Annotated in this window: 16 protein-coding genes; 6 read left to right on the forward strand and 10 right to left on the reverse strand. The window is 47.5% G+C overall.

Annotation, left to right across the window (positions count from 1 at the left end; translation table 11 throughout):
• Positions 1–100: 100 nt before the first annotated feature.
• The 4 genes from ACYVB1_RS13485 to ACYVB1_RS13500 form a co-directional block, all read right to left on the reverse strand.
• A complete protein-coding gene (locus tag ACYVB1_RS13485) occupies positions 101–1,591 on the reverse strand; it encodes a hypothetical protein (RefSeq protein ID WP_460924299.1) in 1,491 nt (496 codons plus the stop codon).
• Between the two features lie 116 nt (positions 1,592–1,707).
• On the reverse strand, positions 1,708–2,112 hold the full coding sequence (locus tag ACYVB1_RS13490; protein WP_460924300.1) for an EVE domain-containing protein: 405 nt from the start codon (positions 2,110–2,112) through the stop codon (positions 1,708–1,710).
• A 50-nt stretch (positions 2,113–2,162) separates the two neighbouring features.
• Positions 2,163–2,342 (reverse strand): hypothetical protein, encoded by a 180-nt coding sequence (locus tag ACYVB1_RS13495; protein WP_460924301.1) that lies wholly within the window; start codon positions 2,340–2,342, stop codon positions 2,163–2,165.
• Positions 2,343–2,415: 73 nt separating this feature from the next.
• Positions 2,416–2,823 (reverse strand): hypothetical protein, encoded by a 408-nt coding sequence (locus ACYVB1_RS13500; RefSeq protein WP_460924302.1) that lies wholly within the window; start codon positions 2,821–2,823, stop codon positions 2,416–2,418.
• Between the two features lie 204 nt (positions 2,824–3,027).
• On the opposite strand from ACYVB1_RS13500, the gene ACYVB1_RS13505 reads away from it, so the two are divergent.
• From ACYVB1_RS13505 to ACYVB1_RS13520, 4 genes are all read left to right on the forward strand, one after another.
• Positions 3,028–4,731 (forward strand): helix-hairpin-helix domain-containing protein, encoded by a 1,704-nt coding sequence (locus ACYVB1_RS13505; RefSeq protein WP_460924303.1) that lies wholly within the window; start codon positions 3,028–3,030, stop codon positions 4,729–4,731.
• Positions 4,732–4,734: 3 nt separating this feature from the next.
• Positions 4,735–5,733 carry a glycosyltransferase family 9 protein gene (locus ACYVB1_RS13510; RefSeq protein WP_460924304.1) on the forward strand — a complete coding sequence of 333 codons (999 nt, stop codon included), beginning with the start codon at positions 4,735–4,737 and terminating at the stop codon, positions 5,731–5,733.
• A 2-nt stretch (positions 5,734–5,735) separates the two neighbouring features.
• Positions 5,736–6,137, forward strand: a complete 402-nt coding sequence (locus ACYVB1_RS13515) for a hypothetical protein (protein ID WP_460924305.1) — start codon at positions 5,736–5,738, stop codon at positions 6,135–6,137.
• A gap of 104 nt (positions 6,138–6,241) precedes the next feature.
• Positions 6,242–7,693, forward strand: coding sequence for a carbon starvation CstA family protein (locus tag ACYVB1_RS13520; protein WP_460924306.1), 1,452 nt, complete (start codon positions 6,242–6,244; stop codon positions 7,691–7,693).
• 308 nt (positions 7,694–8,001) lie between these two features.
• Here the strand turns inward: ACYVB1_RS13520 and serS are convergent, their stop codons facing one another.
• Entirely contained in the window at positions 8,002–9,276 is a 1,275-nt protein-coding gene (serS, locus tag ACYVB1_RS13525) for a serine--tRNA ligase (protein WP_460924307.1), read from the reverse strand.
• Between the two features lie 287 nt (positions 9,277–9,563).
• Here serS and rho point away from each other — a divergent pair, with 287 nt between their 5' ends.
• Positions 9,564–11,342, forward strand: a complete 1,779-nt coding sequence (gene rho, locus ACYVB1_RS13530; RefSeq protein WP_460924308.1) for a transcription termination factor Rho — start codon at positions 9,564–9,566, stop codon at positions 11,340–11,342.
• Between the two features lie 102 nt (positions 11,343–11,444).
• Here rho and ACYVB1_RS13535 read toward each other — a convergent pair whose 3' ends face one another.
• From ACYVB1_RS13535 to ACYVB1_RS13550, 4 genes are all read right to left on the reverse strand, one after another.
• Complete coding sequence (locus tag ACYVB1_RS13535; RefSeq protein WP_460924309.1) at positions 11,445–11,918, reverse strand: hypothetical protein; 474 nt, start codon at positions 11,916–11,918, stop codon at positions 11,445–11,447.
• Between the two features lie 55 nt (positions 11,919–11,973).
• Positions 11,974–12,894: a UbiA family prenyltransferase gene (locus tag ACYVB1_RS13540; RefSeq protein ID WP_460924310.1), complete on the reverse strand. Its 921-nt coding sequence runs from the start codon at positions 12,892–12,894 to the stop codon at positions 11,974–11,976.
• 80 nt (positions 12,895–12,974) lie between these two features.
• A complete protein-coding gene (locus ACYVB1_RS13545) occupies positions 12,975–13,760 on the reverse strand; it encodes a class I SAM-dependent methyltransferase (RefSeq protein ID WP_460924311.1) in 786 nt (261 codons plus the stop codon).
• A gap of 91 nt (positions 13,761–13,851) precedes the next feature.
• Positions 13,852–14,358 carry a hypothetical protein gene (locus ACYVB1_RS13550; protein WP_460924312.1) on the reverse strand — a complete coding sequence of 169 codons (507 nt, stop codon included), beginning with the start codon at positions 14,356–14,358 and terminating at the stop codon, positions 13,852–13,854.
• A 408-nt stretch (positions 14,359–14,766) separates the two neighbouring features.
• Between ACYVB1_RS13550 and ACYVB1_RS13555 the strand changes: the two genes are divergently transcribed.
• Positions 14,767–16,071 (forward strand): tyrosine-type recombinase/integrase, encoded by a 1,305-nt coding sequence (locus ACYVB1_RS13555; protein ID WP_460924313.1) that lies wholly within the window; start codon positions 14,767–14,769, stop codon positions 16,069–16,071.
• A gap of 484 nt (positions 16,072–16,555) precedes the next feature.
• On the opposite strand, the gene ACYVB1_RS13560 is transcribed toward ACYVB1_RS13555, so the two are convergent.
• A complete protein-coding gene (locus ACYVB1_RS13560; protein WP_460924314.1) occupies positions 16,556–17,425 on the reverse strand; it encodes a hypothetical protein in 870 nt (289 codons plus the stop codon).
• Positions 17,426–17,483: the final 58 nt, after the last annotated feature.

Genomic DNA, 17,483 nt, shown 5'->3' on the forward strand with positions numbered 1-17,483 from the left:
AGGCGTTGCCAGTCATAGTCGCTGATTTCGTAACGTCGCATAAGCTTTTTGAAACTTAAACAACAGTAAAACAAAATCATTCATTAATTGTCAACACGACCTAATCAAAGTCAATTCTATTAATATAAAAGACAGTGCGGGAAGCCTGGGCTTTGGGTTTAATACGCTGAAAACCAAATGCTGCGAAGCTGTTGCCGTACCACCTTATTATGCCAGGTTCTATTGTTTCCTGAATTTTCTCGTCTTCCTCGTAAGTGAGTATCTCCAACTCTGTATCCTCCTCCTCATACTTGCTGCGGTTCATGATCTGGTATATAATCTTTTCTGCCTTTGGATAAGCCATTACCACCCGGCCATCGGGTAAATGACCTACCTCTACGGTATGTACGAGCTGGTAAGTGGCTATATCCTGCAGCGGAAAGGTATTGTCCCACAGCAGTTTTCCCTGCTTGTCAAATCCTAACGCTACAGCATGTGTCCGTTTATAGGCTTCTTCCTGGCGGCCAATAGAGAAAGTGCGGTCGAGCCCCCAGTTCGTGTTGGAACTGCGGTACTGTGGGTAGTATACCTCTGCTGGCAGAATATAGCCATCTGGTGTGGGAATAAGGTCGTGGAGCAGCAGGCGGTAACGGTATCCTGGGCTTTTTCCTGATTTCAGGCGGGCGGTTTCCCTGCGGCGGGTACGCTCCTCCTGGCGGGGCTTCAGGTATTTGAAAAAGTTCTTTAGTTCCAGCATACTGTAAAACCTGCCCTCCTCATCCACAACAGTGGTGGTAACGGGCGTCGTGAAAAAGCCCTGGTTTGAGCGAAGGTCACGGGTGCCATACGTGCCGAAAAGCATTTTTTGGGTACTGTCGCCGGGGGTAATCTCGGCGTTCACAAGGCTTTTGTCTTCCTGCTGTAAAATAAAATGGCTGCGTAGAAGCATGCCTCGTGCATCAAAACTTTTCACCTGCAGCCGCGATATGCGCCCATTGGATTCCGACAGCACAGCATCTACACGGCCATGGACGGGATCTGCCAGAAGATCGGAAAAAGAAGACTCTTCCCCGTACACAGATGGCAGCTGCTTTATTTTATTAGTGCCGGTGTTCAGGTGCAGGAGCATAGGTTTCCCGTCCTTTTTGTTTCGGCCAATTATGAAGTAGTTGCCCTGCAGTACATTGTACTCGTATACGGCATCAATTGGGTCCAGTTCATAGTGGCTGTGCTGCAGTTTTCCTGTCGTGTTGTGGAGCCTCACAAATGTATACTCCTGCGGGTCCTCCTCTCCGAACACAAGGTAAGTGTAAGGCGCCTCTATGTAGTGCCGGATGTAGTAGCTTTTAGAAGGAATCTTAACAGTGTCAGACCACACCTGCTCAAGCTGGTGATCAAGTTTTGTGAAGTTGAATGTAGCCTCCGTTTGCCAGAGGCCGCCAGTTTTGTGATACATTAACAGGGAACTGTCGGGCAGGGCAATTACTTCCACGTCAGTTGTTTCCAGGTCAAAGGACAGTTCAAGGCGCACTGGCTGCTTTGGCTCCTGGGCAAGCAACGGAAACAACAGAAGTATGAAAATACAGGTGAGCAGGTAACGAACAAGAACCATAAATAACAGGGTGTTAATGCTATTAGGTACGGGTAAATATAAAACAGCAGCTAATTCATTGTACTGAATTTAGCTGCTGTTCGTTGTTATGGCGGACTAGTTTTTAGAGATCTGCTCTAATTTCCCAGTGCGAGTAGTACATCAAACTCCTCTCCGGTAAGTGGCATCACCGACAGGCGCGACTGGCGCAGAAGCGCAATGTTTTCCAGGCGCTTGTCCTGCTTTATCTGTTCCAGTGTTACGGGCTCTTTAAAATCCCGGAAAGGCACTAAATCCACTACTACCCATCTGTCATCATCGGTGGTTGGGTCAGGGTAAGCGGCTTTTTCTATTTTAGCGATGCCTACCACAGCCTTTTCCGATACACTGTGATAGTATAATACTAAGTCGCCGGGCTGCATCTGCTGCATGTTGTTGCGTGCCTGGTAGTTGCGCACGCCATCCCACATCGTTTTGCCGTCTTTTACTAAATCGGCCCAGGCATATTTTTCAGGTTCTGATTTTACAAGCCAGTGTTGCATTTGTTTGTATAAGTAATTTGTTGAAATGGAAGTAGCAGGGAAGGCCGCTTTTATTCTGCCCGGCGCTGCAGGTATATGCCCAACTCAGAGATTAACAAACCCACGAGAACACCTCCAATCAGGCCACCCAGCAGGTTTTCAATATTGGTCACTGCCAATGTGAAGATAAACAGGGCAGTCAGCACTGCTATAATCGTAATCCTGATTTTAAGGGGTAGCCTGGTGTACATAAGAGCAGGTTTGGGTTTATGACTGTTCTTCCGGTTAATAAACAAAAGGGCTCCTGTTGCGGTAAGTCAGGGATCAGTCATTTCCTGGTATGGGCTGCCTTCTGATTTTCAGAACATTATCTTCAAGCGAAATAATCTGCACCTGGTAATGCTGTGGCGGGTTACTGTCAGGACTCATCCGTATCTGAACGCTACGCTTGTTCAGTTGCTCCCATTCTCCCAGCCTCTCCTCCAGCCCGTCGGTAGGGGCAATTTCGTAGCGTTTAATTACGCCGCCAGATTCCAGTGTGAAACCGGTGCGGCCACGCGACGGGGGAAAATCATAGGTGTTCGGGCGGTACACGAGCGTGTCGCCTGCATCTTCCTCAAAAGAATGCAGCCAGGTTTTATCAATCAGCGCTGCTGCCAGTTTGTCGCTCTTTTTGCAGGTAACGGCTACCAGCACAAGGCACAGCAGGCAGAGCAAAGATGCTTTTTTCATGCTTTGAAAAACGTTTATAGGGCTAAGTTAGGCATTTCTTCTTTTATATAGAAGCCTCCTAATTTAAAACACTGTGTGCCATGGCCGTTTAGCCCGTAAGCGCTAGCCCAGGCCAAAAGTGTAAGGGCAGCAGGTGAATATAAGTCATGTGACAGGCAAGGTTCAACGGCATTTTCTATCTTTGTAAGTATACGAAACAGAGCCTTGGAAAATAAAAATATCATAAAACTGTTCAAGCTTTCAGCTGAATTGCTGGAACTACACGAAGAAAACCCATTTAAGATACGCTCCTACGTGAATGCGGTGGGGGCACTGGGGTTGGTAGAGGCGCCACTGGCAGGCATGAGCCAGGCGCAGCTGGAAGAGATAAGCGGGGTAGGCAAGGGCATTGCCGCCAAAATTGTAGAAATAAACACCACAGGTTCCTTTGAGGAGCTGGACCAGATGCTGGCGGCCACACCGCCCGGCGTGGTGGAGATGCTGCGCATAAAAGGCATTGGCCCAAAGAAAGTGCGCAACCTCTGGAAAGAGCTTGGAGCCGAAACGGTGGAAGAGCTGTTGGAGGCATGCGAGCAGGATAAAGTAAGCAAGCTGAAAGGCTTTGGCGCCAAAACACAGGAAAACATCAAACAGGCGCTGCTCTTTACGCAGCAGAACCGTGGCAAATTGCTTTATGCCGAAGCCGAGTCTGCTGCAGAAGAATTGCTGCAAAGAGTACAAGAAGCCTTTCCAGGGACGCAGGTGAGCCTGGCTGGTGATGTGCGCCGGCGCATGGAGATTGTAGAGCAGCTGCAGCTGGTGCTGGCAACCGATGCCCCTGCCAATGCTGCTGATACGCTCAACAAATTACAAGTGCTGGAACAGGATGAGAAAGCCTCCGGACCGCTGGCATGGCGCGGAAAGCACACGGTGAGCGGCCTGAGCACTGAAATATATCTTGCGCCACAAGCTTGCTTTGCCAACGAGCTGCTGACACGTTCCGCATCTGCAGCCCACCTGACACAGGTCTTTGCAGCGGGCAAGTGTATGATGGCGGTTATACGGCAGGAGAAGCACGCAACAGAGGAGGATATTTATGCTGCGGCGGGAATGGCGTATGTGTTGCCTGAATTGCGTGAAGGCACAAATGAGTTGCAGCTGGCTATGGAAAACAAGCTTCCAAAGCTGCTGGAACTGTCAGACCTGAAAGGAAGCCTGCACAACCACAGCACCTACTCTGATGGCGCCCATACCCTGGAGCAAATGGCCACCCACTGCCGCGACATGGGCTACGGGTACCTGGGGATTTGCGACCACTCCAAAACAGCTTCTTATGCCGGAGGCCTTCGTGAGGGAGACGTGCTGCGGCAGCAAAAGGAAATAGACGAGCTGAACAAAAAGCTGGCACCGTTCAAAATCTTCAAGGGAATAGAATCTGACATACTGGGAGATGGCTCGCTGGATTATGACGAAGACATCCTGAAGACATTTGACTTTATTGTCGCCTCCATCCACAGCAGCCTGAACATGGACGAGAAGAAAGCCACCGCGCGCCTTATTACTGCCATCGAAAACCCTTACACAACCATACTGGGCCACCCGACAGGGCGCCTGTTGCTGCGCCGCGAAGGATACCCCATCAACCACAAAATGGTCATCGATGCCTGTGCTGCTAACAATGTCATTATCGAGATAAATTCTAACCCATGGCGCCTGGACATAGACTGGCGTTGGGTGCAGTATGCGCTGGAAAAGGGTGTGATGCTGAGCATAAATCCGGACGCCCACCATGTCAACGGCTACGACGATATGAAGTACGGTGTGCTTGTTGGCAGAAAAGGAGGTCTTACAAAAGAAATGACCTTCAATGCTAAATCTGTGGAGGAGGTAGAAAAGTACTTCAAAGAGCGGAAGGAGAAGATAAAGTAAAGAATGCCTAAAATCCTGATTTTACGTTTTTCCTCCATAGGTGACATTGTGCTGACGACACCCGTGGTGCGCTGCATTAAGCAGCAGGTGTCTGGGGCGGAGGTGCATTATACTACCAAGCAGGCGTTCAAAAATATACTGGAGCACAACCCTTATGTGGACAAAACCCATGTGCTGAGCGGCAGCCTCAAAGAACTGGTGCAACAGCTGAAGGCGGAGAACTTCGACTATGTAGTTGATTTGCACAACAACCTGCGCACGCGTGTTATCCGGGCCCGATTGGGCAAGCCAGGAAGAAGCTTCAAAAAGCTGAACTATGAAAAATGGCTCATGGTCAATTTCAAGCTCAACCGCCTGCCGGATGTGCACATTGTGCAGCGTTATTTAGATGCCGCCGCTGCACTTGGTGTGAAAGACGATGGTAAAGGGCTTGACTACTTTATACCTGCCAAAGACGAGGTAGACCTGCAAACGCTGCCAGTTCCCTTTCGGGAAGGTTACGTAGCCTTTGCCATTGGGGCACAGCATTACACTAAGCGCCTGCCCACCGAGCGCATCATTGAGCTGTGCGAGCACCTGCTGCAACCCGTGATTCTCTTAGGTGGAAAAGAAGATGCCGCTACCGGCGATGAAATAGCAAGCTTTTTCCAAACCCGGACAACTGGCAACGAACAGCGCACAAAGATATACAACGCCTGTGGCAGGTATAACCTGAACGGCTCTGCCTCGCTGGTGCGCCAGGCGGAGAAGGTAGTCAGCCATGATACCGGCCTGATGCATATTGCGGCTGCTTTTCAGAAAGACATTATCAGCGTGTGGGGCAATACCATACCGGAGTTTGGCATGTACCCTTTCCGGACGAAGTATAAAGTGCTGGAGGTGCATGGCCTCAGCTGCCGCCCCTGCTCTAAAATTGGCTATAGCAAGTGCCCCCAAGGCCATTTTAAATGCATGCGCGATATTCCGTTCGGAAATTTAAAGTTTGAAAATGAGGAAGTTTGAATATGCCGAAGTATAACTTAGCCTGGGATGAGGCTGATGCGCAGTTCCTTGAGGCCCTGCTACTGGCTACGGGCGGAGAGGGAGGAGCCACCCTGCAGGATGTACTGCTCATGGCCGATGCCATAGAGGGCACTGTGGTCACACTGAAGGAAGTAGAACAGGCGCTGGAAAAGCTGGTAGCCGTAAATTATGTCAGTGTGCTAAAGAATAAGCTTTCGCTGACCCCGGTGTTTCAGGAGGTGTATGCGCGGTTGGAGGAAAACACCGATGAGCAAGTGCAGTTGCTGCCACTGTTGCAGGCGCAGGAGCTAACAGAGCAGAAACTGGAAGAAGCCAAAAACGCGCTGAAGAAGTATAAACTAAAAAACTACTATCAGCAGTATCAGGAGCAGTTTGGAGGCTAATCTGGAGATTTGTTGCTTTGATTGTGCACTTACTTGTGCAATTTACGCACCTACGCCTCTTGCTCTATTTGCGTAAACATTAGCGTATCACATACACTGCAATCATGGTTTCTTTTTTTCTTTCTATAGTTGCCCTTCTCTTGGGTTATTTAGTTTACTCTAAGTTTATCGAAAAGATCTTTGGGGTAAATCCGGAACAGAAAACACCGGCCATTACCATGGCCGATGGCGTTGATTATGTACCCATGCCGCAGTGGAAAATCTTCCTCATCCAGTTTCTGAACATCGCTGGGCTAGGGCCTATCTTTGGAGCGGTGGCAGGTGCCATGTGGGGGCCATCAGCTTTTCTTTGGATTGTGCTGGGCTCTGTTTTTGCGGGCGGTGTGCACGATTACTTCTCGGGCATGCTTTCGCTTCGGCACAATGGTGAGAGCGTAACAGAAACCACTGGCCGTTACCTTGGCGTTGGTATGAAACAGCTGATGCGCGTGTTCACCATCATCCTCATGATTATGTTGGGTGCTGTGTTTATTATGGGACCCGCTAAAATTCTGGATGGCATGACAGACGGTATCGGCGGCGGTGCAAGCATGTGGATCTGGATTATCTTTGCCTATTATGTACTTTCTACGGTACTGCCAATCGATAAAGTAATAGGTAAACTGTATCCTGTTTTTGGGGTAGCGCTGCTTTTTATGGCTGTAGGTATTATGGTTGTAATGTTTGCGCAAGGCTTGCCTGTACCTGAGCTGACCATGGCAAACCTGACCAACATGCATAGTACGCCAGAGAAATTCCCGCTTTTTCCGATGCTTTTTGTAACGGTTGCCTGTGGCGCAATCTCGGGTTTCCATTCTTCGCAGTCGCCGATGATGGCCCGCTGCATGACGAACGAGAAGCAAGGCAGAAGCATTTTTTATGGCGCTATGATAACAGAAGGTGTGGTCGCCCTGATCTGGGCTGCCATCAGCATGAGCTTTTTCGGTGGTGTTCGGGAGCTAAACAATACGCTTGTGGAGCAACAGGGAAATGCTGCTTATGTAGTGAGTATCATTTCGAATTCCTTGCTTGGTAAGATTGGCGGCGTTTTAGCCCTGCTTGGTGTAGTGGCGGCTCCTATTACTTCAGGTGATACTGCTTTTAGAAGTGCACGGCTTATAGTGGCAGATTTCACGAAGCTGAAGCAAGAGTCTTTCAAAAACAGGTTGCTGATCAGTATTCCTTTGTTCCTTGCTGGCTACGGCCTCACATTATTCGATTTCGGCATCGTGTGGCGTTACTTTGCCTGGACAAATCAAACGCTGGCAACCGTGGTATTGTGGATGATTACCGCTTACCTGATACAGGAAAGAAAACTGTATTGGGTAACGTTGGTGCCTGCCGTGTTTATGACCGCCGTGGCTACTTCTTACATTCTGGTGGCCCCTGAGGGATTCAGCTTGCCTGTCAACGTTTCTTATGCTGTAGGTATGACTGTGGCGCTGGTACTGCTGGTAGTAACTCTGGTAAAAGCGAATAAGAAAAAGGATGAGCCTCTGCTGGAGGCTGCGAAGTAAAGCCTGAAACCTGCAAAACGATACATGCAGCACGTGTCAGGGCACACGACTTTGAACTGTTTGAAGGTGTTGTGCACCGCTGTTTCTGCATCTGTGTCTAGAAGCATAGAAAGGGGTGCTATTCCACAACTACAGGACAGCTTAAGCCTTCTCCTGGTGCCACACTTTACGGTTAGCCTGACGGCTATGGTTAAAAAAACATAACGGCTATACATCTCATTAGTAACAGAAAACAGAACAGCCGCTGAATTTATCTTTCAGCGGCTGTTCTGTTTCTGCTTGTGGAGCACCATCTTCAAATCTCCACGTTAGCCAATCTTCTCGAATCCTAAATAAGGATGCAGCACCTTTGGCATGTTGATGCCATCGGGCGTTTGGTTATTTTCAAGTATCGCGGCTACAATGCGAGGCAGAGCCAGCGCGCTGCCGTTCAGCGTATGCAGCAACTGTGTCTTGCCGGATTCTGTTTTGTAACGGAGCTTCAGGCGGTTGGCCTGGTACGTTTCAAAATTAGAGGCAGAACTAACCTCCAGCCAGCGGCCCTGGGCAGTGGAATATACTTCCATGTCGTAGGTGAGGGCAGAGGTAAAGCCCATGTCGCCGCCGCACAGGCGCAGCACGCGGTAGGGCAGTTCCAGTTTTTGCAGCAGGCGCTGTATGTGCTGGCTCATTTCGTCCAACGCCTCATAAGACTTTTCAGGCAGCGTAACCTGTACAATTTCCACCTTGTCGAACTGGTGCAGGCGGTTCAGCCCACGCACGTCAGCACCCCAAGAGCCAGCTTCACGGCGGAAGCAAGGCGTATGGCCGGCATTTTTAATTGGCAGCTGCTCCGCTGGCACAATCACATCACGGTAAATGTTGGTGATGGGTACTTCTGCCGTCGGGATCAGGTACAGGTTATCAGCAGTGGCATGGTACATCTGGCCGTCCTTGTCCGGGAGCTGACCGGTGCCATAGCCTGATGCTTCGTTCACCAGGATGGGTGGTTGCACCTCCATATAGCCTGCGTTAATGGCTTCATCTAAAAAGAAGTTAATGAGCGCGCGCTGCAAGCGTGCTCCCTGCTTTTTATACACAGGAAAACCTGCCCCGGATATTTTATTTCCAAGCTCAAAGTCAATGATGTCATACTTCTGGATCAGTTCCCAGTGCGGTAGCGCGCCTTCAAACAATTGCGGAATTTCACCGTGCTGGAGAACTACTTCATTGTCTTCTGCTGTTCTACCTGCAGGCACGCTCTCGTGCGGCAGGTTTGGCAATTTGTATAAAGCCTGCTGTATTTGCTCCTCTATAGCTGTCAGCTGTTCTGCCAAGGATTTCGTTTTCTGCTTCAGTTCGGTAGTTTCGGACTTGTAGGTTGCAGCTTTCTCGCGTTCCCCGTTCTTCATCAGTACACCAATCTCTTTGGAGATGGAATTAGCTCTGCTTTGAAGCTCGTCGTGCTCGCTTTGTACCTGGCGGCGCTGCTGGTCAAGGTCCAGAAGAGTATTCACTTCTTCGGCCGCATTTTTGTAGTTTTTTTTGTTCAGACCCTCAATTACCTGGGCTGTCTGTTCTCTTAAAACTGTTAACTGTAGCATAGTTGGGTGTTATGTATCTCCACAAAAATATACTTTTTTGAGGAGATAGAGGCATTTGCGAAATCTTTTCGCAAAAAACTGAAACTTTTTTTATTAAATACTCCGTAATATTTGTTAATTATAAGGCATTGCAATAACATTGCGTTACAATTACTGAAAGGCCCTTCCCTGTGCCTCTCTGACTCTTTCGCAACCTATTCTATTTTTCCTGATTGTTGATAACAGAATTCTCGCTGCGTTCGCTCAATTGCGATCTGGCAGGTTAATAAACTACCATACCATTATTTATGTATAATATTGATGAATTGAAAGATAGACTTCTTTCAGAACTCAAGGAAATTGCTGAGGACTTAGGTGTTAAGAACTTTAAGAAGCTAAGTAAGCAAGACCTTGTGTATAAGATACTTGATCAGCAAGCCGTTACCCCTCCTGAAAAATTACCAAAGAAGTACAAGTCCTCAGCCGGAGTTACCTCGGCAAGCAGGGTTGAAGCACCTGAAAGTGCAATTGCTACAGAAGAAGTAGCGCCAACACCAGCGCCTGCCCCTGCCCCTGCAAAACCTGCCCCTGCAAAAAGAGAAAGACGCCCACGTGAGCAGGCTACCGCTCGTAATGAAAGTGCTACTGCCACTGCTGCAGTGCCTACGCCGGCTCCAGCTAAAGACCATGGTTCTCAAAACCACCGTGAGCGCGTGCACCGTGACGATAGCAAGGACAGAGGTAACAGCGATAGCAGAGATAGCCGCAACGACAGAGATAACCGCGGCAATGACAGTCGCAGTGAGCGCAACGATAGAGAGTCCCGTAACGATAGCCGTGGAAATGACAGCCGCAGCGACAGGAATGACAGAGATTCCCGCAACGATAACAGGGGCAACAACGACAGAAATGACTCTAACCAGCGCCGTAACACGCAACAGCAGGCGGCAAATAGCAACAACTTCAAAGAATTTGATGGTATCATCCTAAACGAGGGGGTGTTGGAGCTGATGCAGGATGGGTATGGTTTCCTGCGCTCTACGCATTATAACTACCTTGCCTCTCCGGATGATATTTACGTATCACCATCACAGATCAAACTTTTTGGGCTCAAAACAGGAGATACTGTAAAAGGCCAGATCCGCCCTCCGAAAGAAGGAGAGAAGTATTTTGCCCTGCTGAAGGTGGAGACGGTAAACGGCCGCACCACAGAAGAAATCCGTGACCGTATCCCGTTCCAGCACCTGACGCCACTCTTCCCGGAGGAGCGCCTGAAACTGACCACAAGACCAAGCCAGATTTCAACCCGTGTACTTGACCTGTTTGCCCCTATCGGTAAAGGCCAGCGCGGTATGATTGTGGCACAGCCAAAAACTGGTAAAACAGTATTGCTGAAGGAGATTGCCAACGCTATCTCTGAAAACCACCCGGAAGTATACCTGATGATCCTGCTGATCGACGAGCGTCCGGAAGAAGTAACAGACATGGCACGCAGCGTGAACGCAGAGGTAATTGCCTCTACTTTCGACGAAACAGCTGAGCGCCACGTGAAAGTATCGAGCATTGTGCTGGACAAAGCCAAGCGCATGGTTGAGTGCGGCCATGATGTGGTTATCCTGCTGGATTCCATTACCCGCCTTGCCCGTGCCTACAACACAGTTGTTCCTTCATCTGGTAAAATCCTATCAGGTGGTGTGGATGCCAACGCACTGCACAAGCCGAAGCGCTTCTTCGGTGCTGCCCGTAACGTGGAGAACGGAGGTTCACTAACCATCATCGCCACTGCCTTGATCGACACAGGTTCTAAAATGGACGAAGTTATCTTTGAAGAATTTAAAGGTACCGGTAACATGGAGCTTCAACTGGATCGCAAGCTGGCGAACAGACGTACGTATCCGGCTATCGATGTGCCTGCTTCTGGTACTCGCCGCGAAGACCTGCTCATGGATAAGGACGAACTGAACCGTATCTGGATCCTGCGTAAGTTTATGTCAGACATGAATTCTATTGAAGCAATGGAGTTCCTGAAAGACAAAATGGTAGGTACCAAGAGCAACGAAGAGTTCCTGATCTCGATGAACGGCTAAGTCTTCGCTTAGCACAACTTATAAGTTACAAAGCAGCCCGCTTGCCGAAAGGTAAGCGGGCTGCTTGCTTTAAGTACAAAGTGTGAACAACCCCCTCGCTTCCTATTGCCAAAAGCTGTATGCTGGTAGCGTGAGCTGGTGAAAAGTATAAGTAACGACGAAGCCGAAAATGACATGGGCAAAAATCAGGGTAACCAGGTAAGTCTTTAGCTTCAGCAGTGGCGGTTTTGGGTGTACCATGAAAAAGAAATACCAGACCACCATCGCGATAATGCCGTGCCCCAAGCCCAGGAACAGTCCCCAGGAGGCAGTGAGCAAACCCACACCGGAATTCCATGTTGCGAGGTACATCAGGGCAAAGAAAATCCCTGCGGCGTAATGCGCAAGGTTGCCAACTACTCTGGTGCTTCCTGCATCTGAAAGGCTCCCGTCCGGCTGTGTCCGAAACAGCAGCATTGTACCCAATATCTTCGTCACCTTCATAACCCGGTGGGTGGCGTAGGAAAGCAGGTACAGAAAGGCCGTCATGGCGGCCGTGGCAGCTAAGCCAGCAAGTACAGCGTAGAGGAACTTCATAAGTACAAGGTGGTTTTACCTGTATACGATGCCGCAGGCTTAAGTTATGCCTGTGCTACAGGTACAACCTTACCACAATGATACAGATAAAAGCCAGGCTGATGCAGAGAGACGACAGCTTGTTCATTTGCATGGTGTTTTCATAATTTACTACCTGCAGGTCGTGCTTCGCCTTTCGCATCCAGCCTGTAAAGAAGTAGAGGATGGGCGCGGTAAAGAACAGGAAGATAAAGATGTTCTTTGCCTGACTCGTTGTCAAATAAAGATAGAGCAGCAGTGCGGTGCCAAGGCTAAGGCTAATGGCTGCGAAGAGATAGGTGCCTTTCACACCCAGAACTAAGCTCAGGGTGCGGTCTCCTCGGTGGCTGTCTTCCTCGTGCTGATAAATCTGGCTGAGAGGATAGGAGCCACAAAGTAGAAGCGTGCTGACGAGGGCAAACCACACGTTGGAAGGCAGCAGCACCTCTGAAAGGGTGAATCCAACTCCTATCTGCACCATCAGGTACGTAAAAGCCCCCTGGAAAAAAGTGACGATAAGCGTGCTGAGGAATGGGTATTTCTTCAGGCGGATACCTTCGTAACTGTATGCTTTGGAAATAAGCAGGTAGGGGATTACGAGTATGCCAAAAAGCGGCGACAACATAAAGCTGAAAATAACAGCCAATACGTCAAACAGCAGTACGAGGTGCATCAGTTGCTGCGTTACTTTTGGCGGGTGCTTCAACCCCCCGATACTGCCCTCATCACGGTCATAGTAAGAGTTGTAGCCGTTGCTTGCCGGGTACACCAACAGGTGCAGGACAAGGAACACAGCTATTGCCCGCCACACATCATACTGCATAACCGTACTCAACGCAAACCAGAAAATGGGCATCAGGTAGATAGAAAAAGGAACGCGCATCAACGTGAAGGCACTGCGGTAGCTTCTGGCTAAGCCGTTTGCATGGATGCTGTGGTGGTTGAGCGTGCCTGACATGGTAATAGAGGTTAAAGCCTGTATATCCGCGTGTAACTAGTTAATACACAATATACAAAAACAAGCCGTACATTCTAAAATTATATCTTTGGATAGCCAATAAGGTATATCACGTGCTTGCCGGGGCGGGTGCCGGCCTTGCCGGTGCGCCAGGTGTAACCGGGAGTGGGTATCTCCTTTGTCATGTGCTGTAGCATGCGTGGTGTGTATATCCGGAAAAGCGACACGGTGCCGTCCCAGATAATACCCAGCGGAATGAGCGGAATGATATACGTAAAGAAGAGCCTGCTGAGTTTGAACGGCCGGATAAAGGGAGTCACGGTAAGGATGACTGCCGGAAAAAACAGCCACAGCAACAGCAACTCAAACCAGCTTTTACTGGCTCCTTCAAAAATACCGATAGCAGATTTGCTTTCAGCCGCATCCTGCAATATTGCCCGCGCAACAGGAGGCGGAAAGTGATGGAAAGACGAGAAAATGGTACGCACTCCGGTAATATTCTCCGGCACGGCGGTAGCGTCAACAGGTGTTGGTATAAAATCAAGCGCACCTCCCGATTTTTGCTGCAGGTATCTGTATGCCTCTATATTAGGGTAAAGATCGGTAAAGGTGATGCGGATGGTAGTGCCCATGCGCTGGCTGAGCGCCTGCTGCACACCTTCTATACCGCCTCCGGCACCAGAACACAGGTCTGTCATGTGGCGTTCGCCGGTGCGTTCCAATAACTCCTGTAGCAAGGGTAAGGCGGGTTTATAGGCACCCAGCTTAGAAATCATGAAACGAAGGAAGTCCAGCATCCCCTGCCGGATGGTGTGCGGAAACCACTGCTGGTCTTCCAGTTCGAAAAGTTGAAGGCGTAGGTTCAAGGCAGCTGCTTTGTAGAACCATACTATGCCGCCACAGGAAAAGTTGCCAGGACAGGCGATATCCTACTGACCGCAAAAAGGCAGCTGAAGGCTATAGCAAATAACCGTCTTTGCCAGCCCCTGCTTTCAAGCCATCGCCGGTGTTGCTGAACAGCTGCCAGTATTCCGCTGCCGGTTTTTCTAAGCCAGGAGAGACTGTAAGCGTGGCGCTGTCAGAAAAATACAGCGTCAGCCCGAAGTTCCCCGTTAGCTCCACCCGCTCCACTACAAGGTTTTTGTTTTCTTTCACAAGCTCCATCAGGCGCTGGTCGCGCAGGTTGGCACCCGGTATTTTCCAGTCAAACTTAGGGGAGGGCAAGCCGGCTTCGCGCTTGCGCATAAAAACCTCGTTGTGTTTGATAGCAGTACCATCCGGCTGCTGCAGTTGCCAGGGGCAATCTACAGCCAGCGTGAGTTCTCCTATGTCCAGCACCAGGCCTTGTGGTGTTGTGTAGTGCGTGCTGCCGAAGTGGAAATACTGCACCAACTCATTACGGGTGGTTTTAGTAAGTGGCAACCCTGTTATTCTGTCTAAAACCTGCCTGATTGTTTTTTCCATGGGTCGGTACATTTTAAGGGATAGCGTATACCACAAAGATAGGCAGCTACTACAAAAAGAAAGACGTTTTGCTTCGCTTCACTAAGTTTTGTGCTGTTAAATCTTTGTTGTTGTGTACAAAAGGTATATTTGCAGTCGATGAAAAATGATTCTCTTATTTAATTGGTAATTAGTCAGTTACTGAATGGTAACTGACGGAAGTTGCGACCAAAAAGAGAGAGATTTGCGACCAAATTGCGACCAAATTGCGACCAAGCTGGAAGTAACATTAAGAATGGGCTTCATGAAATTTAGTGAAGCAAAAGTTAAAACACCCGTTCTTTTACGATAGCTGCCTATCTTCTGAGTAAGGGTTCTGTTAAGAGTGTCTCATTTTAGTTAAGCGTTCCACAACTTAATTAACTAAACATGGGAGTCAAAATCATTCTGAAAAGCAAGAGAGTCTACATCTCTTACACCTATGCAGGCGAAAGAAAGCTATTCGCTATTAAGCCTGCTATTACATGTGAACAACCTGAATTAGTTGACCTCGAGAATGGGTTAGTCTACACACTTAAGATGAAGCCTGACAAGCACCAGACTAAGGCCTTGCAGCAGTATTATAACTGGTTTGTTCAAACTGTTCACAGACTTGAGAGCTTTGAGAAGAAGAGAGCTACTGTCAGTGTAGTAAGTAGGCTCTATGAAAGGGAGTTTATTAACTCTAAAAGCAATGAGACAGACAAGAGCTTAGAGTTTGACCTCAATTTAGATAGCTATATAACCTATAAGCAAAACGTAGACAATATTTCAGGCCGTAGCCTTCAACAGTATAGCTCTGTATTTAGGAAGCGTTTAGAAGGCTTTTTAGAGGCTAACAAGTATACGTCTGTTGAAGATATCAACGTAGTGTTCCTGAGCAAGCTTAATCACCACCTCTCAAGCAAGCTCAAGCTTAGTAAAGCCTCTTACGCATTTACTGTAGCTACATTTAAAAACTTTTGTAAGTACTTGTTCTTAGAGAAGAAACTAAGCTCTGATATGTTTCAGCTTATTAGGCTCTCTCTAAGGGTCTCAACCTATGAGAACTTGACTGACTTTGCCTTGACTCTTGAAGAGCTAGCAGCTTTCTCTAAATTCGACTTCAAGCATAAGAAGCAGAATAAGAATAGGGACGCATTCGTTGCTAACTGCCTTACAGGTGGATTAAGGTTCTCAGACTTCTCAAGGCTCACTGTTAGTAACTGCGATTTCGAGAACAAAGAAATAACCATCTACACAAAGAAGACAAAGAAGAAGGTTACTATACCGATGCATTCGCTTGTAGTAGAGATAATTCACAGACACAACCCTGACCTGACTGACAAGAACAAGAGACTCTTTAACTTGGGTAACAGAGATTGCTATAACCGTTCTCTGAAAGAACTGGCTAAGAAATTCTACCTGCTGACAGATGAGGGTGATAAGGCTTACCCTTATCACGAACCTGTTAACCGCATCATTGAAAAAGCTGATAAAAAGACGAATGTTGAGGTGGTACCTAAGTATAAGCTGTTCAAACCCTCGTTATGCAGACGCACCTTTATCAGTGTTCTTGCTGAGAATTACCAGATAAGCGAAATACAGCAGTTTACTGCACACACTTCTTACACAAGCCTTGTGAAGTACATCAAGGTAAGCAAGAAACGTAAGCTTGAGGTTATGACCAATGCCTTTGGGGTTATGAGTATATGATTGATATTAATAACTTCATGTGTTACCTTATTTTATCTTACTTTCAACGAAAGAAACAGGTGCCTTAGTTGCAAGCTCGCCTTTATGAAAGTTACAAGAAAGGCTACCCGAATAAGGTAGCCTCTTTTGTTGCCTTCCAAGGAAGACAGCCCATCAAGTAGCTATGTTGTACTGACTCTGTGTAGAGCTAATACAGCTTAAATAGGTCAAGGTCGTAATGAAAAGAGAGGCATGATTTGTAATTGCCACTACTTGACCTTACACTACTGCTAATCTTGATAACATAAAGCTTGCAGTTTATTTTTCTTTTGCAACCCCTCCATAGCTTAGTGAGAGGGGATTACGAAAGAAAAATGTTAGGTGGAGATTGTCAGGTAAGCTACTATTAAATGCCAGAGAATGTCAGCCTACATACTGACTATTACATTTTAAGTAAGAGTTTTACAAGCACTAATAAGCTACCTCTTTTAGTTTTAAAGTGTCACTAATTATCCTTAAACATCAATCTGAAACCCTTAGGTACTCTTTTTATTGCCATCCTGAGATAATAAATACCATAAACGGTAGTTGTTAAGAAAATAAAGAGTGCCAAAATTGAAAAGTTCACTAATTCTGGTTGACCAAAGCTACTGAACTTAAATACGAGATACCCACCAAGGAGAGAAGGCAAAACACCAACAATTGCATAAGTTATTCTGTCTGAAAACTTAGGAGCAAGTACAACGTTAGGCATTGGCCCCAACATACCCCTATCACCATATTCATAGATTTGAGTGAACCCTCTTGTGATACCTTTGACTTTACCATTAAGAGTTAACTGGTTAGAGAGTGTACCAGTGTGATACAACTGAATTACAACATCTTCATAAGGGTCAATATATTCAAAATTAATATCTATAGACTTAGTACCATCATCATAATCAACTAACTCAGCAGGTTTTAAGGTTATATCATTAGAGTCATTACCTATATGTAACACCTTATGGTCTAAAATCTCAACACCATCAAGAGCATCTATTCTTAACCTGTTCTTCTTAGGAACATCATCACCATTGATAGTCTCAGTACCACTATTCCAGATGATGAACTTAGTCACTGACAAATTAGTGACAAGCTTACCATCATAAGTAACACTAATACCTTTAACCTTATTGAGCGTGTCTGTAACTAAGTTGAATGTGTTCACCATATATGACAGGCTCTTTTTTCTCTTACCCTTATAGTAAAAGACAAAACTAGACACGGTACCAATGATGGTTACCACCAAACCTAATAATACAAGCCAAGGGTTAGCAGCAAGTGTAAGCTTGTAAGCTCCCCCGTATTTTGAGCCATTTGAAAGTTGACTTTTCAATTTACAATTTCTTCCAATAAATCAACCGGAGCTCTGAAGTTGAGGGCCTGATGAGGCC

The sequence above is a fragment of the Pontibacter brevis genome (genome assembly GCF_054779655.1).